The sequence below is a fragment of the Brucella tritici genome (assembly GCF_008932295.1).
Taxonomy (GTDB): Bacteria; Pseudomonadota; Alphaproteobacteria; order Rhizobiales; family Rhizobiaceae; genus Brucella; species Brucella tritici.
Window position 1 is genome coordinate 374,278 of sequence record NZ_WBWA01000002.1, and the last position, 20,542, is coordinate 394,819.

Below are 20,542 nucleotides of genomic sequence, written 5' to 3' on the forward strand. Positions count from 1 at the left end.
GCTTCCATTCTTCTTTGGTTTGATTGATGAAACGGCATAGGCCTTATATAGTCGGGTTGCAAACGTGAACAGTCACGCGGGCTGACAATCGCGTCAGCGGGCAGGTTCCGGAGAATTTCACATCCCGGTGTCTGTCGCCGCGTCAAAAGTGGAGTTGGATATGCCTCATAGAGCAAAGTCTCGCGTCGCCACCGCCTCTCTCGCAGCAGAATATCTGCCGACAAGACAACTGGCCCGTGCTTTCTGGTTTGTCGGGCTTGCGCTGATCGGAACGGCTGTTCTCACCATTTCTGCCAAGATCAAAGTCGATCTGGTCTACGTCAATGTGACGATGCAGACCTTCGCTCTCTTTGCAATTTCAGCGCTTTACGGTTCGCGGCTCGCCGTGGCGACTGTCGCTCTTTATCTGCTCGAAGGTGCGCTTGGCATGCCGGTTTTCACCGGAACGCCGGAGAAGGGCATCGGCCTTGCCTATATGGTTGGTCCGACAGGTGGTTATCTGCTCTCCTACCTTGCCGCTGCCTGGATCGTCGGACGTGCTGCCGACAAGGGACTGGCGCGTAACCCTCTCGCTCTCGGCGGTGCAATGCTACTCGCAGAAGCCGTCATTCTTTTGATGGGTGCAGGCTGGATGGCTTATCTTTTCGGTCTGGAAAAGGCGATTGCCTTCGGGTTCGGTGCCTTTATCGTCGGCGATCTCGTGAAACTCGCACTTGCCGCATGCGGTGTCCCTGCGGTGATGTCACTTTTGAAGCGCTGAAATTTTATCGGTCCTGCATGTTGAAAGCCGGGTTGTTGGCCCGGCTTTTTCTTGTTTCGGTTGAAACTGCTTCGCAATTGACAGAGACCTCTTCAACAAGCTTTGTCGTTATAAGAAATCTGCTTTTACGGGGAGGATGATTTGCACGTCGAAACTCTGGTGGTCGAACCGCTGACAAAAGACGCTTTTGCGCCATTTGGCGATGTCATCGAGACAGAAGGAGCCGAGCTTCGTCTGATCAACAACGGCACGACCGAGCGATACCACGATCTCGCGCGTGTCGAAGCCGCTGGCACTGAAGCAAGGGTTCTCGTCAATATTTTCCGCGGACAATCGTTCGAAGCGCCAATCGACATCGTCATGATGGAACGTCATCCTTTCGGTTCGCAGGCATTCGTTCCATTGAACGGCAGGCCGTTCCTTGTGATCGTCGCCGAGGATGACGGAGGCAAGCCTGCACGTCCGCGTGTTTTCCTTGCGCGCGGTGATCAGGGCGTCAATTATCTGCGCAATGTGTGGCACCACCCGCTACTGGCGCTTGAGCAGAAATCCGATTTTCTGATTGTCGACCGGGCAGGCAAGGAAGACAATCTGGAGGAGTTTTTCTTCTCCGATACCGCCTACCGCATTGAAACGACGCAACCTGCCTGAGCTTTATCGAGGGATATTATGGGTAAACTTTCCACACATGTTCTCGACACTGCCCACGGCAGTCCAGCGGCGGCGATGCGCATTGAGCTTTATCGTATTGCTACAAACGGCGTTTCCGAACTCATCAAGCGGACGGTGACCAATCTCGACGGACGCACGGACGCGCCTCTGCTTTCCGTTGATGAATTGCGCACCGGCACTTACGAGTTGCAGTTCCATGTTGCTGAATATTTTGAGGGACGCGGTGCGGAACAAGCCAATCCGCCGTTTCTCGACCTAATTCCGATCCGCTTCGCAATCGCCGATGTTGATGGAAACTACCATGTCCCGCTGCTTGTCAGCCCGTGGTCCTATTCCACCTATCGCGGAAGCTGATCCGGACTTATCCTCTTTTCGGACAGACGAACTAGACTCCTCGCATTATCCACTGCGAGGAGCTGTTCATGGACCAAACCCCAAATCTGAAAATGCCCTATATTCTGCCCAGTCAGGCGCAGAAACATGTCACCCACAATGAGGCCTTGCGGTTGCTCGATGCTGTTGTGCATCTGAGCGTCAAATCACGGAATCGAGCTGAAGCGCACCAATTGGCGCAGCATTCGCACCAACACCATAATTGCCTGACAATAAATGCGGCGGATTGGCCGCTTACAGTTTTGCCGCGGACGGTCTACGAGCCGTAATTTTGCCAAAAGATGTTTGTTAAGCGCCTGAAACGGCAATTGATATAGTCCTTCCGGAGGACTCATGTTAACGGTGGCGAGAAATTAGAATGCTTCGCAGTTATGGCGTACGGCAAGTCGCGAAGGGATTGACTAAGCTTTAGTCCCCATTAGTAGTATAAATAGCCTTATGGCGCTGGAATCGTTCCGGTATTTCTCTCCGGCGGAGAGCGGGATAACACGCGTATGAGTTTGAAATATCCATGGCAGAGATTGGCGCTTTTGCCCCGCGCCAGCAAACAGATCATTCTGATGCTGAGCGACTGTGTTCTGCTCTTGCTGAGTGCTTATCTGGCTTTTGTCATGCGCCTTGGTTTCGTCTTCGTGCCAAACGAGGGACAAACCTTCCTGATTTTCATCGCGCCCGTTCTGGCAATTCCGGTTTTTATTCGCTTCGGACTCTATCGCGCCATCATCCGCTATCTGGCTGAACGCGCGATCTGGCCGATTTTTCAGGCTACCGCCATTGCAGCGCTCTTCTGGGTCGCGCTTGTCTTCCTGATGGAACTCTACGGCAGTACCGGTTTGCCGCGCTCTGTTCCGCTACTTTACTGGCTTTTGAGCACTGTATTCATCTCTGCCAGCCGTTTCGGTGCGAAATGGCTTTTGCGTAGTTCCGAGTCGGACAAACGTTATACGAGTTCAGCACTGATTATCGGCGTGGGCGAGCCCGCCCGTCAGCTCGCAACCGCGCTCCGCAGCCATAGCGACACTCTGGTCGTCGGCTTCGTTGATCCCGATGGCCAGCTTAATGGCATGGATATTATCGGGCTGCGGGTCTATGGCGTGGAAGACATTTCCACCTTGATCGAAAATTACGGTATCAAGCAGGTAGTGGTATCTGAACCGTCGCTGGAACAGAAACAGCGTCAGGATTTCGCGCGGCTTTTGGGGCGCCTTCCGGTCAATACGCGTATTCTTCCGCCGATCGCCGATCTGACGGCTGGGAAATATCTGGTCAGTTCGCTACGCAATGTCGAGATCGATGATCTGCTCGGGCGTTCGCCCGTGCCGCCTGATGTGGCCTTGTTGCGAGAAGTGGTCGAAGGCCGTCGCATCATGGTAACGGGAGCGGGCGGCTCGATTGGCAGCCAGCTTTGCCGTACCATTTCACAATGGAAACCGGCCTGCATCGTTTTGTTCGAGTCGAGTGAATTCGCACTTTACAATATTGAGAGGCAGCTCAGGCAGATCGCCAGTTGCGAGATTGTGCCGATCCTTGGGACGGTCAGCAATCGGGACTGCGTCGAGAAAGCCATTCGCGACAACAATGTCGATACGGTCTATCATTGTGCAGCATACAAGCATGTGCCGCTCGTCGAGAAAAACCCGCTGGTCGGTATATTCAACAATGTGTTCGGCACGCTGGAAGTGGCGCAGGCGGCTCTCAACACCGATGTTGAGCGCATGGTCCTCATCTCGTCCGACAAGGCAGTGCGACCGACGAATGTGATGGGCGCAACCAAACGCTGGGCTGAGCTGGTCGTCTATTATTGCGGTTTGCTGGCCGAGCAATCGGGAAAGAAGAAGGCGTTCTATTCTGTCCGTTTTGGCAATGTGCTGGGGTCGAACGGTTCTGTCGTCCCGCTTTTTCGTGAGCAGATTGCCGGTGGTGGTCCGATTACGCTGACGCATGAGGACATGACCCGCTACTTCATGTCGATCAAGGAGGCTGCCGAGCTTATCGTGCAATCTGGTGGCATCGCCGCGTCGGGCGATACGGTTCTGCTCGAAATGGGCGAACCGGTGAAGATCCGCGATCTGGCCGAGAACATGATCCTGCTGGCAGGGCTGACCGTTCGAAATAACGAGAATCCGCACGGCGATATTGCAATTGAGACGACAGGGATTCGTGAAGGCGAGAAGATGTATGAAGAGCTCTTCTACGATCCTTCACAGGCGAAGCCGACCCGCCATCCCAAGATCATGCGCGCGCCCCAAGGCAATAAGGCTGCGGTCGATGTGCCTGCCAGCCTCACGGCGCTTCGTATTGCCATGGAAAGCGGTGATGTCGATGCGGTTCGCAAGGTACTGTTCGACGTTATAACTTCCTGAAGCCTCCGCGGAGATCCATTAGCAGAACAAGGGTTGCGACAATAGCGACGAGCAGAAGTGCGACCTGGGTAAGCATGTGATCAAGCGCGAGCAGCGTTATGGCGCAAGCGATGAGGATCAGATTCAGGAGCGCCACGTGGCCAACGACCTTTAGTACACTCCAGCCTGCGCGTTTTGCCACTTGATAAGCGTGTTTGGAATGCGCTTTAAGGATGTTCTCGCCTTGGCTTAACCGCATCACGATGGTCGTGCTTGCGTCGAGAATATAATAGAGCGGCAGGATCAGCGCGACGGCGATATGCGTTTCCCGTGCGAGCAGGATTAGCGCTGTTCCCGTGATCAGGCCAAGTGGCAGACTTCCAGAGTCACCCAGAAAGATCGTTGCTGGTGGACGGTTGAACAGGGCAAAGCCCAGCACTCCACCTGCCGCGATGATGCCGATACCGCCACTTTCGAGCCCGGTAAGGCAAAGGGCGGCCAGAGTGCCGATCCCCGCCAGCGGAATCCCTATGCCTGCGGCAGTCATAAGATCAAGACCGTCCATGAAGTTAGTCACATTGATGGCCACCACCAGCGCGAAGACAATAAGAGTTGCCTCCAGCCAGTAGGGCAGAAGGTCCGGCAGCAACCGGAAATCCGGGCCCAGGCCGTAGACAACCAGTCCGGCGGCAATGAACTGCGATCCCAGTCTGATGATCTCTGAAAGCTCATAGTGGTCATCCAGTCCGCCGACGATCCAGAGCAGCAGCGAGGCCCCGGAAAGGCAAAGCGCCAGAAATGCGTTGATTTCCAGATCCGGCGCAAAGATCAACAGCGTTGCGATAATTGCGGGAATAAGTGCCAATCCGCCGATCTGCCGCGCTACCGTCGTATGGTTGGAACGCGAACTCATGCGAGCCGCGAGAAAGCGCTCGGGCAAGAGCCGGTTTAGCAGATAGAGACCGATGCCGCACAAGGCAGCGCTGACGAGAAACGAAATCAACAAAAACAGCATAGTGAATACCGAAAATACACTCTTCCGTAGGAAGTAGCAGCTTTGAAGCCGGACGCAAATCAGCGGTTTCGTTTTGGGGAACGAGGAGCGATGATATGCGGTTGAAAACGTTGTTCACAGGGCCTGTAATCCTGAACGGGATTTCGCGATTAGGCGATTGCGCTCGGGTTTCGAAGCGGCTATAAGGCCGCGCAACCGATTGCTTCGGTTTGATTTGTTGGGGCGTAGCCAAGCGGTAAGGCAGCGGTTTTTGGTACCGCCATTCCCTGGTTCGAATCCAGGCGCCCCAGCCATGAATCATGCGTAGAATCAATATCTTATTGATTTTACTTAATGTTTCCCCAGGTGGGAATCCTCAGTCTTTTCTCGATTTCGCCGAATGTGCACGTAACTGTGACACAGAGCTATGACACATGCCGATTCGCCTTGGTCGGTTTGTCTCATCAGCTCCAAACGGCGAGCTTATTATGGCAGTCAGACATCAGGTTCAGAATCTTCAGCGGCGCGGAAATATTTTTTACTGGCGTCCGCGTCTTCCAGCACGAATGAGCGAGCATATCGGCGCGCGTCATCTTGCATTCAGCCTTAAACAATCAGATCATCGCCAGGCAGGTCGTATGGCCCGCAAGCTTAATCTGATGCTGATTGAAATAGCAGAACATCCGCGAAGTGCATTGATGTCGAAAGAAGCCCTCGAACGATTGTTTCAGTCCGAAATCGCGCGGATGAATGATCATATGGAGAACCTGCAATTTGCAGGCCAGCGCACCCCGACAGGTTTCCATCAGATCGATAATCTGGCCGCCGATCTGGAAGTAGGCTGGGCTCACAGGCTTCTGGAAAAATTTGGCACCCGTCGTGTCTTGTTTGAAGAAGAAATTTGCCAAGGTTGGCGCTTTCTGGAGCAATCGAAGGTACCGCAGAGCCTCCATCACGGCATCGCGATATCTTATCGTGCTGAACGCCAGGATGCAGAATCTTCGCGTTTTGTCGACGAAATGCGTGCTCTCATGCAAGAGCATGGTCTGTCTTATTCGATCCTTAATTTCGAAAAGGCCAAGGCTGAATATTTCAAAGCGCGCGCAGACGTTCTGCTCAATACCGATGATCGCTATCTCATCGATTATCCTGACGAGCAGGCTGAACCAGACCCTGCCCGGCCAGCACCAATTGTTTCGGTTGTAAACGTGGAACCTGTACCGGATATCATTCCACAGCCACAGCCACAGCCACAGCCACAGCCACAGCCACAGCCACAGCCACAGCCACAGCCGGTAGTGGAAAATCTTGTTCTTGCATCAGCATCTGACATGCTGGGGCTTACTGGGGAGGACCTGCCAGTGAAGCAATTCATGAAGCAGTGCGACCTTCTGATTGCCAACAACCGTGAGAACTGGAACGAAGGCACGGCAAAGGACGTCAAGACAGTCGTTCGCATTTTCTGCGGTATTCTGGGCGAGCACAATGTTCTCACGAGCAGTGCCATTAATCAGACCCACTTGGCGGCGTTGCGCCAGCATTTCAATAACATCCTTGCCAGATGGGGAAGCAGTTCGCGTTACGTGGCAATGACGACTGCGCAATTGCGCGAGGCGACAGAACGGGAAGTAATCCGCGCGCAAAAGCTTAATTTGCCAGCACCCAAGGTTGGTTTGTCTAGCGGGACCATCAGACGCCATCTCGGCAATCTCGAACAGTTCCTGAACCATCTTGTCGCGTCAGGTTTCATGTTACGGGCATTTACGTTCAAAGGGATCAAGCCGAAGAAACGCAGCCTCGCATCCGTTCGGGCGCTGACTGCTAAACCCGGCCCTGAGCAGGTTGAACCGATCTTCCAGATTCCGGTGTTCACCGGTTGTGCCGGGCCCATGTCGCAGGAAATGCGGGAGTTCGGGCAGGCCGTATATCATTCGTCCCTTTATTATGTGCCAATGCTTTACGCATATCTGGGCGCACGACGCGCCGAATTTACGGGCCTCATGGTCGATGATGTGGTTTACGCAAAAGATGAAGGTATCTGGTCCATCAAAATTCGGGAAAATGAGCTCCGAGGACTGAAGAACCTCCAATCAGTCCGCGATCTCCCCGTGCCAGATGAGCTTATCCGACTGGGTTTTATCGACTACGCAAAGCGTTTGAAGGAACTCGGACACAGATGTTTATTTCCGGAATTGGTCGCTCCAAGACGCAAAAACGATACCGGTGATCGTTTCTACAAGAGCTTTGTCCCTTTGCTGAAAGCGGAAACGGGGCTTGGTGATCAGCTTTGGGGTAGCGCAATCCATGCGTTGCGCCATGGTTTCAGCAACACGCTGAAACAGAAGGGGATAGAAATGTCGATTATGGAAGACATTACCGGGCATTTGGGCCGAACGGAAGGAGAAACACGTTATACGAATATTGCCAGCTTGCAGGTGATGAAAAAAGCTATTGACGTGTATCCAGTCATTACGAGCCATCTGCAACCACAGCCCTTATGCTTGCTGCCGTATGTCGAGGCAAAAGAACCTGCACCTTGGTTTAAAAAAGAAAAAGTGAAGCCGTCCCGACGTCGTAATCCGTAATCAAGAAAACAGCGCGCCGTCGTTAGATGTCGCGCTGTACTATTATCAACGTGGGAGATACCCCTCGAACGGAGCGGAAAGCACAGAAAACCCATGTTTCGGAAGTAGACCGGGAGAGATATATTGTATAGTGCAAATGGCGTTTGCATCGGCGGACCCAGTACGTGATATGGATTGCAATAATTTCTCGGCACTTCATTTGAAGTTGCGGGCAGGGCGCCGCAACGTGTCGGCATGCCATTGCGATTTGCCAGCAATGCACTTCAAATCGCGCTAATTTGCATTAATCCGATTCAAAACCTGGCAAGAGCGTTGCAAAGTTACGGACAAACGTTGCTGAACCCGTGATTTCCGTTTCATCTGCAAACGTCGTTTGCGGGCAGACCGGGGAAAACGCTTTATGTCAACAGGTTTCGAGCTCATAATTTAATTGTTAGCGGGCAACAGGGGGTGAAATGGCATCGAACAAACAGCAGGCAGAACGCTTGCGCAAGCAGCGTGAGCGGCAGAAAGAATATCGGGATCGTCTGAGAGCGGAGCGCAAACCGACACGAGACGACGTTGCTCGGGTGTTCCTGCATTTCATGATTGCCAAAGCGATGAGGTCTGGCAATCAGGATGGGATGGAGAAGCTGATTGATATGCTGCTTGATGGGCTGGCAGCTCAGGGCTTCGATAAAGACGCTTCGTTGGATGTCATTGATGATCTGATTGACAGATACACCAAAAAGGGGTGGGATTTCCGACGCAAAGTGCATTTGATGCCTCACGGAGATGCTGGCGAACCGGAAAAATGAATATGGCTTCCAAAACTGTGGCCACCTGATTTCACTGGTTCGTTTCATAAACGGCGTTTGGTTCTTTTGTCTCTTCTCCCCCCGTTACTCCATGAAACGCCGTTTGCAGATGAATCGGAAATCTCGGGCTTGAAATGGCTGACCGGTCGGGGCGCGTAATATGCAGGCACGTTATTTCGATTTGTCGGCAACGCATTTCAAATCGAAATAATTTGCAGTCATCCGATTCAGGAATCGAGAAAAGCGTTATCTGAGGTGATTTTTCCGATTCCGTTGCAAACGCCGTTTGCGAGCGGCTCGCAGGAAACGCTTTGCATCGAGCCGTGGGAAATACACGTGCGCTGAATTATGCTATCCGAGTGATCTGACGGGCGGGGAGTGGAAACTGATCGATCTTTTGATCTGGCCCGCCGAGTATGCTGGTTGTAGGTACGAGGCTGTCAATGGGCTGGCTTGCGCTCTGAACACAGGCTGTTCGTTCCCGCTGTTGCTGGCGAAGCAACACCAGACGCAAACGCCTTACGACACCATCCATAAAGCTGCGAAGGCCCCAGACCTTCAGAGCGTGCAATCGCCGAGACGTTGACCCCTGGCTGCAATGACACGGTAGCAATCCGCGCCTTCTCGTCATCCGACCAGTCACGCGGCCGCCGTCTGCTTCGCACGGGTTCCGCCGTCAAAACCTCAAATATCTGGGAATGATTCATATCCTCATTCATAGGACTCTCCGCATGATTCATACGGAAAATCGCCCATCACGCCGATAAAAGATATGTTGGGTGGCTTACGCGCTTTCGCTAAGCCAGTCTGACGGCAGTCATCATCGGAGCGGCGTCTTGGCTGGGGCCTTGAAAGTTAGCGCTTAGGCAGATATCACGACATGCTTCTGATACGAACGTCAAGCTGGCCTGCCAACGCCGTCATCGTACGCCTTTCACCTCGCGGATTGGCAACTTGCACGGCTCGGCTTCTCGGCCATGTTGGGTGCGCCCATGCACTATGACGGCAACTGCTTGGCCTTTGTCACCTCGCACAAGGCCGCCGATCACCTCGAGCTTCCCGGACTGGCTACACAATAGTGTAGGGCCAACCCACGATGTAGCATTCCGAGATGTCAAAAGCTGCGCTGGATCATCGACAGGGGAATTTAACCGGTTCGTTTGACAAATGGCGTTTGTTTCCTTTGTCTGTGCTCCCCCCATTACTTGATAAAACGCCGTTTGCAGGTGAATCGGAAATCTCAGGTTTGAACTGGCGAGCCGGTCGGGGCGCGTAATGTGCAGGCACGTCCTTTTGATTTGTCGGCAACGCGTTTCAAGTCGAAATAATTTGCAATCATCCGATTCAGAATTCGAGAAGAGTGTTACCTGAGATGATTTTCCCGATTCAGCCGCAAACGCCGTTTGAAATAAGGCCGGATATCCGGAGAGGCTGCTTCGCTTAATGAGCGCTATGACCTGCTGTTAAAATGGTTCCTGAGGCCCCGCCTGTGGATAACTTTTGCCTTGTTTTAATCGTGCTGGTCAGCCGTTGACAAATACAAAAGCCTTACGGGCACTGGCTTTTGAAGCCGTAGGCGCGAATTCGAAAAAGCCGGTGATATCCGGGACTTAGATAAAAATGCTCGATTGGGATCTTTTTTCGTTTTGGATCCTTGCAGCACGTTTGAGATCCTGCAATAGTCACTTTGTCTGATTGATCAGACGTCTTCATTCTGGTGCTGGAACACCAGAATGAAGACTAACTTAGCCTGCCAACAACAGGAGCCAAGCTATGCTGGTTATTAGCGACATTCGTCCCGGATTAAAAGATCCACGCCCTGAATTCCTCGTCAGCATGGCGGCTCGACAGCGGGAATAGTTTCCGCCCCTAACGCGTTCGGCGCTCTTTAAAGCCCGAACTCCCAATTTCCCATTCTGGCGCTCTGGTCGTGTGCGTTTGCGCGCAACGTCACGGTCTTTGCTGTCTTTAAAATCTGACGCTGCTTGCAAGGGCAAGCGCAACCGACCTTTCACACCCATTTGGCTCCGGCGATTGCATCGCTTCGGGGAAGGAGGACTTATGTTTGCAGAAACTGTCGTCGGCTACATCGATTTGATCGAACACAAAATCCCGGTCCGTAATGTCGGACGAGAATTGTATGCGTCGCAAAATCTGGCGTGGCTGTTTAACAGTATTGCCCACGCTGAAGATCGGGCCAGGCAGAAATGCGCCGTTCGTGACGTTCTTCTACGGTGGGCGATCTGGAACGAGGGTGAGAAAATCCTCGCACTTATTGAAGAAGCATCGGCGCGGGCAAAGGTTTCTGGTGATACGGAACCGACACGTGCGATGCCAATTACACGCGATATTCTTAATCGCGTCGTCAACTCGGTTGACCGCAAATCTGCACCGGACGAAGCTATTCTTGCAACTGCGACTTCGGCATTGCCCAAGAACGCACCGTACGCTTTTGATCTGGTGCATTACGATGCTGAAAAGAAAGCGTTGCGGATAATAAGTATGATCTATTGCATCAGCATGCATAAAGACGCGCTAGATCAATGGCGCAAAGAAGTCGCGACCCTGCCGTCGGCATGGGCCCGTTTGGCACGGCAATATTATGACATCGACATTGAGCACTGCGAATTTGCACTGATCGACCCGCTGCTCGATGACAGTGATGAAGAAACCGGGGTCTGGTCGATATTTGATCTTGATCAACTGCTCGGCAAAGCTGGGATTGCGGACAAGGTAGTGGCGTTGCAGGAGGGTCTCTGGGGAGACCTTCTCATCAGGATTGGTGACACTTTTGCAGATACACAAAGCGAGCAGGCGCAGTTGATGGAGCAGGAACTGGTGAAGATTGCCCTCAAGGCCCTGGACAGTAGGTCAGCACCGCAAGCTCAAATCCTGACGCCTGATAACGCATCGCGTTGACGAGATGCCGCTGGGGCGGTTCTGGTTAAAACGGAGTCGCTGGAGCCGCGCTGTCTCCTTGCTGTACGCATGTCTCGATCCCAAAGCCGGTTGCCGCTTTTCGGGATATGCTTAGGAATTCACTCTTCTATCCATGAGGTCGCTTCATGACCATTTCACCACCCGGCGCAAGCCGGCTTGGGCGGCATCTACTTGCCCGCCTGAAACATGCTTTGCATCGCGACGTGCGACAGGTTTTCTGCGAGCTCGATCTATTGTCTCAGACTGAAGTCGACATTGATGGGTTTTTCGCGATGCGCTTCGACATGCCCGAACAGTCATCTGATCCGGGTGATACAGATCGACCAGTATTACCTCTGACCGGTCATCCGGTTCATGATCTGCGTGTCTTGAACGCTTATATGGGTGCCAGCTTCAATCTGAGTGCTTCCAGCGTGCAAGATCAGTTTGCCCTTTCGCTGCCATTTCCAATGTTCCTGAGCGAGATGCTCTGTTATCCCGTCGAGCGAACATATCTTTTGAAACTCCTGCGCTGCTTTCATGTCGAGCCCGATATGGGCGATATCGCGGTCTGTCATCTGCTGGCACGGGCTCTGGAGGAGAGGAGTTTCGGGCAAAAACGCTTGATGGAGCTTTCACGCAGACGATCCGGGCTTGTCATCGTGCGCACCGATATCGAAGGCTTTGAAGATATCTTGTTCCGGATGTTGAATGAACAGCGGCTTTATCGCGGGCACGTTGTGGTACGGCCCCTTGAGCACTGGGGAATGACAACGATCCGGCAGTTAAAGCGGACAAGGGGCCGCCTCCGTCCGGCAGATGTCATTATCAATACTATTGATGCTGATGGATTTGAGAAACTGGCGCTGATCGATGAAGACAGCATTGGGGATGCACTGTCGCGTGGCGAATGGCTTCTTGGTATCGTTGATATGCAATACGAGATTCCGGCCAGGCTGAAAGTGGCGGCAGATATTGTCCTTGATACCGGTCCGCTTGATGGTGCTCTTCTCAACAGGCTGCTCGATGCGGTGACTGCACACGATGCCGACACCGTTTTTCCAGAGGAGTTTACACTCGGTTCATTACGTAAGTTGAGACACTCGTTCCGGGAAGCCAGCACACGCCAGGAAACCTTCGCTTATCTGCTGGCCCAATGGGAGTTGGAGGGGAGAAAGCAGGCACGCCCGGTGCAGGAGCAAAAGCAAAAGCAGAAAGAGGCAGATAAAAAGAAGGATAAGGCCGATGACAAAAAATCGTTCTCGACTGGAGAACGCGGTCGGCATGGCAGGAAGATTGTTTCCGACAGCCGATTGATTGAACCTGAACCGCTTAATGACGTCATCGGTGACGTCGGTTCCGCAGAGAGCGCCACGCGTCGAACACCAACTCTATGCGTGGAAAACCTGTCTGGCTATGGCGAGGCGGCTGACTGGGCGTTGGCGCTCAAGGATGACCTTGCATTGTGGACGTCAGGATCGCTCGTCTGGTCTGACATCAGCACACGGCTGCTTCTGTCCGGCCCGCCCGGCACCGGCAAGACCACATTTGCACGGGCGCTGTGTAACAGCCTGCGTATTCCTGTCCTTGCAACGTCTATCGCGACATGGCTGCGGATGGGCCATCTTGGTGATGTGTTGCTACGCATGAAGAGTGCGTTTGAAGAAGCGGCGTCTCATGCTCCGGTCATCCTGTTTATTGATGAGATCGACAGTATCGGGCGACGTCAGGATCCATCCCGCGATTATGCAGATTACTGGAACGCTGTCGTCAATCAACTGCTCGAATTGATGGATGGTGCTGTCAGACAGGAAGGCATCGTCATCGTGGGTGCGACCAACCGGCCTGACGATATTGATGAAGCATTGTTACGATCAGGACGGATGGAAACCCATGTCCGGATAGCAAAGCCTGACACGGATGCACTGGTCGGCATTCTCGCGCATCATCTGGGTGCTGATCTTGAAGCTGTGCTGGAAACACGACAGATGGAGCAACAGCGATGACAGGTTGCAAATCAGATGAACGTCTCAAGAGTTTGCGTGATCTGCGTCCTCTGGCGCTAAAGGCACAGGGTATGACCGGAGCCGATATCGAGCGGATTGCCCGTCAGGCTCGCCAGCAAGCACGTCGTACGAAGCGTCAGCTTACTTGGACGGATATTGAAAAGGGCATTGTTGGCAATCGCCGGGCAATCCTGCCGGAAGAGCGCTGGCGCATGGCGGTGCATGAGGCAGGCCATGCTCTCATCCGTCATATATTGCAAGTCGGCCATCCGCTGACGCTGAGCATTGAAGAACAGGTGGGGTTCGGCTTTGCAACGGAACGTCGCAAGCTTATTCCGCTGGAAAAGGATTGCGAAGACAATCTTGCGGTGATGCTGGCGGGAAGAGCGGCGGAAGAGCTTGTTCTTGGAGATGTCTCTGTCGGCTCCGGGATGCGACCGGGAAGCGATCTGGCGAATGCAACCGACCTGGCGCTGGCAATGGAAACGACATACGGCTTTGCCAGAGAGCGCCCATTGCTGTTTTGCGACGGCGTGGCACGACGGGAACTGCTCCATGAAACCCATCCCATAACCAGCCATGTCGATGAGCGGCTGCAAAAAGCCTACGACATTGCCCGTCACGGACTTATCCGTTACGCTAAAGCGCACAGGGCGCTTGCCGAGGCGTTGCTTGAACATGGCGTTCTGGAGGGTGAAACCGTCACCGCCATTCTCAACGATGCCATCCGGCGACAGGATCAACAAGGCAGTCATGCTTCGGTGAGCATAGCGGATAGCAGGCCTCAGGAGACGAGCGCACCCGGTCCAGCCTGAGCGGTCAGAGGCGACCGGCATTCAACTCAATCAACAATCCGGATTCATTCCAAAACGCGCTCGTCTGCTCGAACGCGAACGATCCCGCACATCCAATGAAAGGAATATCTCATGGCAATTATCGCAAACGATGGCGCGTTCAACCGGGAAAGGCTTGCAGCAGAAATCAAGGCCCTCAAGGCGCTTGTTCATGATCTCGAACGCCTGCTCAATGGAGAGCATCCAGATCCCAAGGAACTGGCGGATGCGCCATTGATCAACAACTGGGATTTTGATCGTCGGGACACAACATGCCTTGTGGGCACATTGATTTCTCATCCGCGCCTGGGGCGTATCGTGCCAAATGGCGTTACCTCCGAACTCTGGTACATAAACCCGGACGAAGGATATGCGCGTACATTCAGCCGCTTCTGCAGGCTCGGTAAACCGGCCCGGTTTCGGGAAAGCAAGCGTTAACACGCTCATTGAACCAGTGCTTTACAATGAACGCGGATTTTCATATTGGTGAAATGGGGAATGCTCCACTCATATAGGTTGATTTTGCTGCATTACTTCTCTTTGAGGTTTAATTTGAATAATTGACATCTGAGCTACGTCTGTTCTAACAGACAAGCTTGAAGCTAAAAGTCCAAGGTGGATCAGCGATAAATCGGTCTCAGAAATTTCACGGGTAATTGCCATCATGAATGGAATAAGGGCGAAAATTTTAAAAAAATTATGAACTCTAAGCTTTTATATAAAGAATGGAGTGAGGCCCGGCTGATACATAGAAGTAAACTATTTGATAGACAATGGTATGAGGCGCAATATCCCGACGTTAAGCTTGCGGGAGAACATCCAGTGAGGCATTATCTTCGGCATGGTGCGGAAGAAGGCAGGGATCCTAGCCCTCACTTTAGCGGACTTGCTTATCTTGTGCTTTATGAAGATGTGCGCGTAGCGGGATTAAACCCCTTAGTACACTATATAAAGTATGGAAAATCTGAGGGGCGGGCATTGCCTAATTGCTCGTACATGCAATCTCCATCTTCACCAGTGACTAAAATTGCGTTGGAAGATGAAGGTGTGGAGAGCGCAAACAGCCAATATCTGGAAGGTTATTTTGACCCCGAATGGTATCAAGCAACCTATGCAGATGTTCGTATGGGAGAACTCACGGCCTACGAACATTTCCTGCAGGTGGGGTTAAAAGAGCAAAGAAATCCTTCTGCGAGATTTGATTCCAGAGCTTACAAAGCAATTTATGCTGATGCAAGAAAATCTTCGTTGCCCCCAATTAGGCATTATCTAATATATGGCCGATTGGCAGACTACAGTGCTCCTCCTGTAGGTGAATATACCCCTTCTCACATTGATGACATACCATATGTATGGGCAGAAGGTGGGCTTACTAGAGATATTAATAAGAAAACAATTCTGCTCGTTGCTCATACTGTAGGAAAGTTTTTATTCGGTGGAGAGCGTAGCTTTATCGATATAATAGATGGTTTGTTGGCTGCTGGTTATAATGTTATAGCAGTTTTACCTCGTTATAACCAGGAGTATACAAATGCAGTGCAGAAAAAAGTATGTGGCTTGTTTATTGCAGAGTATAGTTGGTGGAAAATTTCTGTAAATAACGATAAAGCAATAGCTTTATTTAGTCATTTAATCCGCATAACAAGAGTGGATTCGGTGCATGTAAACACAATAATGTTACATGACGCTCTTATTAGTGCTCGTATGGCAGGTGTGAAAAGTGTTGTTCATGTAAGGGAGCTTGTTAGTGAAGATTCATGGCTGTCTGCCTCAATAGGTTTATCGCCAGCAGATATAATTTCTGAGATAAAATCTGCAGCTGACTGGATTGTTGTAAATTCTGATGCAACTCACAGGTGCTTTGGTTTTGATGAGAAGACATTCCGTATCTATAACACGATTGACACGGATAGATTCAATATAGAAAATAATATAAATGAAAAACAAGTTATATTTGGTATTATATCCAGTAATATCCCTAAAAAAGGTATCCAAGATTTCGTTGCATTGGCATCTAAATGTGCTGACCTAGAGCCTAGGGCTTGTTTTACAATCATCGGGCCTGATACCGAGTTGATAAAGGAGCTTCGTGCGAAGGAAATACAAGGCGTTCTTCCGAGGAATATCCGGTTTGGTGGCTATTACACGAACCCCGCTGATGCAATTAAACAAGTTAATGTCGTTGTTATTTTTTCGCATTTTGCAGAGTCGTTTGGTCGTACGGCTTTGGAGGGAATGGCGGCCGGTCGTCCTATAATCGCATATGATCACGGCGCTCTTCCAGAGCTTATCGAGCATAAGGTAAGCGGTTATTTGATACCTTTCAAGCATTACTCAGATGCGATACCTTACGTTCAAGCATTATGTTCCAACTTGCAGCTAATCAAGACAATGGGTAATGAAGGTAGGTGTATTGCAAAAGAAAAATTCAGTCAAAGTAATTATAATATCGCATTAGAATCATTTTATAATAAAGTGTATTCTAAGCGGGACTCGTTGAGTAATTGTGAAAGTTTACAAAGAATAACGGTAGCTTATTTTTGCTGGCATTTTCCTGTTCCGTCCGAGACTTTCGTATTGAACGAAATTCGTGAGCTGAGCAGACAAGGCTATCATGTCGTGGTCTTCTGTCGCCAATCACCTTATCCTGATTTCAAACCTGATTTCCCAGTTGAGTGGTATCGAGTCGAGGATGTAGAACAGTTAGCGTCACTATTAATAGAGAAAAAATGCTCTGTTGCTCATGGGCATTTTGTTTATCCAACTGTGACAGATTTTTTGTGGCCTGCTTGTGAGCAAGCCTTGATTCCTTTTACATTTATTGCCCACGCGCAGGATATATTTAAATATGACAACGACTTTAAGAATCGCATTGGTGAAATTGGACAATCCGCATTATGCAGGGCCGTCTTTGTATTGTCACAGTTTCATCGTGACTATTTAATTCAAAGAGGTGTGCCAGAAAATAAGATTATCATCAATCCAAATGCTGTGGATGTTTCCGACTTCGAGAATGGTCATCTGCAGAAGGTAAAATAATTATGAACAAACGAATTTGCGCAGTACACCGTTTCGTAGAAAAAAAAGGTCTCGACCTGCTCATCAAAGCGGCCGCCGATATAGAAGAAGATGGAATTACGATTGATATATTTGGCTATGGTCCTCTTGAGGAGGAGTACCGAAATACAATAAGGGAAATGGCTATAAACAATGTAAATATTTTTGGGCCATTAAATAACCGAAATGAAGTTGGTGAGACGATCAGAAAATATGATTTGTTTGCTTGCCCCTCTATTCGCATTTCTAGCGGTGACATGGACGGAATACCCACCTCCATCGTTGAATCAATGATTGCGGGTGTGCCTGTACTTACAACTAGCATATCAGGTATTCCTGATCTGGTTGAGGATGGGATCACGGGAGTAATATGCGATCCCACCCCAACATCCATTGCGCAGGGTATAAAAAGGTTTTTTTCATTTAGCCCGGAAAGAAGGCAATACATTGTCAAGAATGCCAAAACCGTGGCAATCCAGAAACATGATGCTAAGAAACTGACACGATTAATGACGCGAGTTTGGGAGTCCAGAAAGATCGATGTCATTATGATCGGTTGGAAAAACCTTCGCGAGCACCAAGAGGTTTTAAACAGATTGTACAAGTACACAGCATTACCGTTTAGTGTCACGGTATGTGCTAATTCTAATGAAGATGAGGATATTCGCATTTATGATAAATATTTGAGTAAGTACGCTAATTTCAACTTAATTATACCTGGGTACAATGCCTACGTAGGGCCCGGAACCAACAAAGCCATCGATAACGGAAGTGGTGATATCTGCGTCTATTTATGTGGACGGGAAGGATTTATATTGAAATCTGGTTGGGACCTTAATGTCGTACATTATATGGACGATAATCCAAGTGTTGGAGTGGCTGGAACACTTTGTTATTCGCCTTCCTATCTCACTGGTAAAGACTATGAAAATATTCCGTTATTTGAAAAATTTAGAAATAAAAATTATGCACATGAAAATCCCAATCGAGTTTTTCAGCATGTGCAAGGAGGTCTGTTTGCACTCCGTCGAAAGATGTATGATCAGATTGGTGGTTTCAGTCAAGAGGTCCCTCATTCTTACACAGATGTTGAATATAGTTATTATGTAGAAAGTATGGGATGGAAACTCGGTGAGTTGCCCGGCGTTTTGTCTTTATTTAACAAGACTAGACCTGGCTTAAAGAGTAGAATAGATAGTGATATATTTGCGATTCATCCGGGATCGTTAGATTCCGTTCAGGAATTTGAGTGTATTTCTCAAGGGAAGGTTTGCAACTGCAATATATGTGGTTGGTCTGGATCAAGTTTTAAATGTGACGATGAGAAGGCGGTATGTCCGAGATGCCTGAGTTCATCTAGTGATAGAAAGATTTTTTGTTGGCTTGCAAACTCAGTATATCTAAGTCGTCGTTTGCCAGCTATTGGATTAGGATTAAGCGGCGAAATTCAACGCTTCTGGAAGCAGCAGTTTCAGGGACCACTTTATGATTTTGAAGAGTTTAGCCGGATTCTAGCTCAAAGAAAAATGCTCGAGAACCGCTCTGATACCCTCAAACTTGGTCTTTTGCAGGTGATTAATGAAAGATCCTTAAGATTATCAATTAAAGAAGTATATAGACTGCTTGAGCCCGGTGCCGAACTTGTTGTTCAGAATTCGTCTAAGATGTATAATTCGTTAATTTCAGAGATTTTGGTCGATACTGGGCTACAGTTAGTTTCAGAGTTTGATAAGTTTCCGACATCATTACAATTGGATTGGCGACCATTGTTAATTTTCCAAAAATAGGATGTTTGGGTAATCCGTGGCCCAGTATCTCCATCCGCATCGTCTACCTCAATCGTGAGCGATGGGGTGGACGCTCCCACTCAACGGCATTTTTGTGCCAAGATGGTTGTGTTGGAAACTCGGGTAAAAAGTAAGCGGGTAGCCTTGCAATTAATCCAGAATACGATCATCGCAGCGCCCGACGTGTTGCGGGATCAGCTGCGTCGCATGACCCGCATGCAACGTAACGGCCCGATTGCTACCGCCTGCCTGAGTTCGTGATTTTGGCATAAGACACGTGTTTAACGACGTCGTTAGCGACGTGTCTTATGCGAGGATTGGATGCGAGTTGAAGTTCTTGGCGCGGAACGGCGTCGTCGCTGGGGAGATCAGAAGAAACTGGACATCGTGATGTCGATTGGGATCGACGGCGCGACAGTGACGGATGTGGCGCAGAAGTACGATGTGACCCGCCAGCAGATTTACTCCTGGCGACGGGAACTGAAGAAGAAGGGGCTTCTGCTCTCCTCACAGGAAGCCGTATTTCTTCCTATTGAGATGAGTAGCGAGCAGATCGGTGGCGCGGGGAACGATACCCTTGATGCTTCGCCCTCCATGATTGAATTGCACTTGCGCTGCGGCCGCCGTCTTTGTTTTGGCAGCCGAGTGGAGGGCGCAGTGCTGACGCGGCTCATCCGGGCGGTGGAACAGGCATGATTGGACCGGGCACCGGCGTTCGGGTTTACCTTGCCTGCGGCGTCACAGATATGAGGAAGGGCATTGAGGGCCTTTCGATGTTGGCGCAGAATGTCTTGCGCCAGAAGCCGACAGGTGGAGCTGTCTTCGCCTTTCGCGGGCGACGTGGCGATCGGGTGAAGCTGCTGTATTTTGATGGCCAGGGATTTTGCCTTTACTATAAAATTCTGCAGAAAGGTCGTTTCCCCTGGCCTTCAGCGGCCGATGGGACGGCTCGACTGACAGCAGCGCAACTGGCGATGCTATGGGAAGGAATAGACTGGAGACGTCCGGACTGGGGTGCTCCGCCGGCACGTGTCGGTTGATTTTATCCTACTGAAACTACTTGTTTTTATAGCGTCCTGTCCTGATTTATGCTAGTCAGGATCATGACGAATGCGAGCTCAACTCTTTCTGATGATCGTGAGCGCGACGAACAGCCCACTGCTTTCGGCGTTGACGGGATCGCAATAGCACTTTCTTTCAGAACTTCTGTTTTGCCCGCTTCGGCATAAAGTAGGTTCGGATATTGACGAGTGCTTCGGCGACGTCAGCAGCATCCTGGCGGGTGGCTTTGCGTTTTGTCTCGCCGAGCTTGCGAATTGGCGCAATGATATCGCCGGTGACGGCATGACCGCGAAGAACCGGCTGCCAAAGTCTCGGCGCGTATCCTGTTGCCAGCA

Annotated in this window: 16 protein-coding genes, 1 tRNA gene and 2 pseudogenes; 16 read left to right on the top strand and 3 right to left on the bottom strand. The window is 50.7% G+C overall.

Features of this window, described 5'->3' with window-relative positions:
- The first annotated feature begins 160 nt into the window (after nt 1–160).
- From F9K91_RS04010 to F9K91_RS04030, 5 genes and pseudogenes are all read left to right on the top strand, one after another.
- Nucleotides 161–760: a biotin transporter BioY gene (locus F9K91_RS04010; protein WP_036578020.1), complete on the top strand. Its 600-nt coding sequence runs from the start codon at nt 161–163 to the stop codon at nt 758–760.
- Nucleotides 761–901: 141 nt separating this feature from the next.
- Complete coding sequence (locus F9K91_RS04015) at nt 902–1,411, top strand: ureidoglycolate lyase (protein WP_105528903.1); 510 nt, start codon at nt 902–904, stop codon at nt 1,409–1,411.
- Nucleotides 1,412–1,429: 18 nt separating this feature from the next.
- Nucleotides 1,430–1,786 carry a hydroxyisourate hydrolase gene (gene uraH / locus F9K91_RS04020; protein WP_151677243.1) on the top strand — a complete coding sequence of 119 codons (357 nt, stop codon included), beginning with the start codon at nt 1,430–1,432 and terminating at the stop codon, nt 1,784–1,786.
- A gap of 68 nt (nt 1,787–1,854) precedes the next feature.
- Nucleotides 1,855–1,992, top strand: a pseudogene (locus F9K91_RS04025) (DUF2793 domain-containing protein); the annotation flags it as partial.
- 327 nt (nt 1,993–2,319) lie between these two features.
- Nucleotides 2,320–4,188 (top strand): polysaccharide biosynthesis protein, encoded by a 1,869-nt coding sequence (locus F9K91_RS04030; protein ID WP_151677245.1) that lies wholly within the window; start codon nt 2,320–2,322, stop codon nt 4,186–4,188.
- On the opposite strand, the gene F9K91_RS04035 is transcribed toward F9K91_RS04030, so the two are convergent.
- Nucleotides 4,175–5,182 (bottom strand): MraY family glycosyltransferase, encoded by a 1,008-nt coding sequence (locus tag F9K91_RS04035; protein WP_151677246.1) that lies wholly within the window; start codon nt 5,180–5,182, stop codon nt 4,175–4,177. The genes F9K91_RS04030 and F9K91_RS04035 overlap by 14 nt on opposite strands.
- Nucleotides 5,183–5,400: 218 nt before the next feature.
- Here F9K91_RS04035 and F9K91_RS04040 point away from each other — a divergent pair.
- The 3 genes from F9K91_RS04040 to F9K91_RS04050 all read left to right on the top strand — a co-directional run bounded on the left by F9K91_RS04040 (nt 5,401) and on the right by F9K91_RS04050 (nt 8,543).
- Nucleotides 5,401–5,475 (top strand) — tRNA-Gln (locus F9K91_RS04040).
- Nucleotides 5,476–5,649: 174 nt separating this feature from the next.
- Complete coding sequence (locus F9K91_RS26155; protein WP_328593047.1) at nt 5,650–7,746, top strand: DUF6538 domain-containing protein; 2,097 nt, start codon at nt 5,650–5,652, stop codon at nt 7,744–7,746.
- Nucleotides 7,747–8,201: 455 nt separating this feature from the next.
- Nucleotides 8,202–8,543 (top strand): hypothetical protein, encoded by a 342-nt coding sequence (locus F9K91_RS04050; protein WP_151677250.1) that lies wholly within the window; start codon nt 8,202–8,204, stop codon nt 8,541–8,543.
- A 440-nt stretch (nt 8,544–8,983) separates the two neighbouring features.
- Here the strand turns inward: F9K91_RS04050 and F9K91_RS04055 are convergent, their stop codons facing one another.
- Nucleotides 8,984–9,262, bottom strand: coding sequence for a transposase (locus F9K91_RS04055; RefSeq protein WP_151677251.1), 279 nt, complete (start codon nt 9,260–9,262; stop codon nt 8,984–8,986).
- A gap of 1,342 nt (nt 9,263–10,604) precedes the next feature.
- Here F9K91_RS04055 and F9K91_RS04060 point away from each other — a divergent pair.
- The 8 genes from F9K91_RS04060 to tnpB all read left to right on the top strand — a co-directional run bounded on the left by F9K91_RS04060 (nt 10,605) and on the right by tnpB (nt 20,185).
- Entirely contained in the window at nt 10,605–11,462 is an 858-nt protein-coding gene (locus tag F9K91_RS04060) for a hypothetical protein (RefSeq protein ID WP_151677252.1), read from the top strand.
- Nucleotides 11,463–11,608: 146 nt separating this feature from the next.
- Entirely contained in the window at nt 11,609–13,468 is a 1,860-nt protein-coding gene (locus F9K91_RS04065; RefSeq protein WP_151677254.1) for an AAA family ATPase, read from the top strand.
- Nucleotides 13,465–14,283: an ATP-dependent metallopeptidase FtsH/Yme1/Tma family protein gene (locus F9K91_RS04070; protein ID WP_151677256.1), complete on the top strand. Its 819-nt coding sequence runs from the start codon at nt 13,465–13,467 to the stop codon at nt 14,281–14,283. Before F9K91_RS04065 ends, F9K91_RS04070 begins: the two co-directional genes overlap by 4 nt.
- Before the next feature lie 111 nt (nt 14,284–14,394).
- Entirely contained in the window at nt 14,395–14,739 is a 345-nt protein-coding gene (locus F9K91_RS04075; protein WP_151677258.1) for a DUF6634 family protein, read from the top strand.
- A 261-nt stretch (nt 14,740–15,000) separates the two neighbouring features.
- On the top strand, nt 15,001–17,340 hold the full coding sequence (locus F9K91_RS04080; protein WP_151677259.1) for a glycosyltransferase: 2,340 nt from the start codon (nt 15,001–15,003) through the stop codon (nt 17,338–17,340).
- Nucleotides 17,341–17,342: 2 nt separating this feature from the next.
- On the top strand, nt 17,343–19,145 hold the full coding sequence (locus F9K91_RS04085; RefSeq protein ID WP_151677261.1) for a glycosyltransferase: 1,803 nt from the start codon (nt 17,343–17,345) through the stop codon (nt 19,143–19,145).
- 321 nt (nt 19,146–19,466) lie between these two features.
- The gene (gene tnpA, locus F9K91_RS04090) at nt 19,467–19,841 is read left to right on the top strand and encodes an IS66-like element accessory protein TnpA (RefSeq protein ID WP_167522168.1); all 375 of its coding nucleotides are present in this window, start codon (nt 19,467–19,469) and stop codon (nt 19,839–19,841) included.
- Nucleotides 19,838–20,185: an IS66 family insertion sequence element accessory protein TnpB gene (gene tnpB / locus F9K91_RS04095; RefSeq protein ID WP_151677263.1), complete on the top strand. Its 348-nt coding sequence runs from the start codon at nt 19,838–19,840 to the stop codon at nt 20,183–20,185. Before tnpA ends, tnpB begins: the two co-directional genes overlap by 4 nt.
- 157 nt (nt 20,186–20,342) lie before the next feature.
- Here tnpB and F9K91_RS04100 read toward each other — a convergent pair.
- Nucleotides 20,343–20,542 (bottom strand): annotated as a pseudogene (locus F9K91_RS04100) (UPF0149 family protein); the annotation flags it as partial.

Excerpts from the sequence above, each read along its gene's own strand:
- F9K91_RS04010 (WP_036578020.1), top strand. The coding sequence starts at position 161 with ATGCCTCATAGAGCAAAGTCTCGCGTCGCCACCGCCTCTCTCGCAGCA.
- uraH (WP_151677243.1), top strand. The coding sequence starts at position 1,430 with ATGGGTAAACTTTCCACACATGTTCTCGACACTGCCCACGGCAGTCCA.
- F9K91_RS04030 (WP_151677245.1), top strand. The coding sequence starts at position 2,320 with ATGAGTTTGAAATATCCATGGCAGAGATTGGCGCTTTTGCCCCGCGCC.
- F9K91_RS04035 (WP_151677246.1), bottom strand. The coding sequence starts at position 5,182 with ATGCTGTTTTTGTTGATTTCGTTTCTCGTCAGCGCTGCCTTGTGCGGC.
- F9K91_RS26155 (WP_328593047.1), top strand. The coding sequence starts at position 5,650 with ATGGCAGTCAGACATCAGGTTCAGAATCTTCAGCGGCGCGGAAATATT.
- F9K91_RS04050 (WP_151677250.1), top strand. The coding sequence starts at position 8,202 with ATGGCATCGAACAAACAGCAGGCAGAACGCTTGCGCAAGCAGCGTGAG.
- F9K91_RS04055 (WP_151677251.1), bottom strand. The coding sequence starts at position 9,262 with ATGAATGAGGATATGAATCATTCCCAGATATTTGAGGTTTTGACGGCG.
- F9K91_RS04060 (WP_151677252.1), top strand. The coding sequence starts at position 10,605 with ATGTTTGCAGAAACTGTCGTCGGCTACATCGATTTGATCGAACACAAA.
- F9K91_RS04065 (WP_151677254.1), top strand. The coding sequence starts at position 11,609 with ATGACCATTTCACCACCCGGCGCAAGCCGGCTTGGGCGGCATCTACTT.
- F9K91_RS04070 (WP_151677256.1), top strand. The coding sequence starts at position 13,465 with ATGACAGGTTGCAAATCAGATGAACGTCTCAAGAGTTTGCGTGATCTG.
- F9K91_RS04075 (WP_151677258.1), top strand. The coding sequence starts at position 14,395 with ATGGCAATTATCGCAAACGATGGCGCGTTCAACCGGGAAAGGCTTGCA.
- F9K91_RS04080 (WP_151677259.1), top strand. The coding sequence starts at position 15,001 with ATGAACTCTAAGCTTTTATATAAAGAATGGAGTGAGGCCCGGCTGATA.
- F9K91_RS04085 (WP_151677261.1), top strand. The coding sequence starts at position 17,343 with ATGAACAAACGAATTTGCGCAGTACACCGTTTCGTAGAAAAAAAAGGT.
- tnpA (WP_167522168.1), top strand. The coding sequence starts at position 19,467 with ATGCGAGTTGAAGTTCTTGGCGCGGAACGGCGTCGTCGCTGGGGAGAT.
- tnpB (WP_151677263.1), top strand. The coding sequence starts at position 19,838 with ATGATTGGACCGGGCACCGGCGTTCGGGTTTACCTTGCCTGCGGCGTC.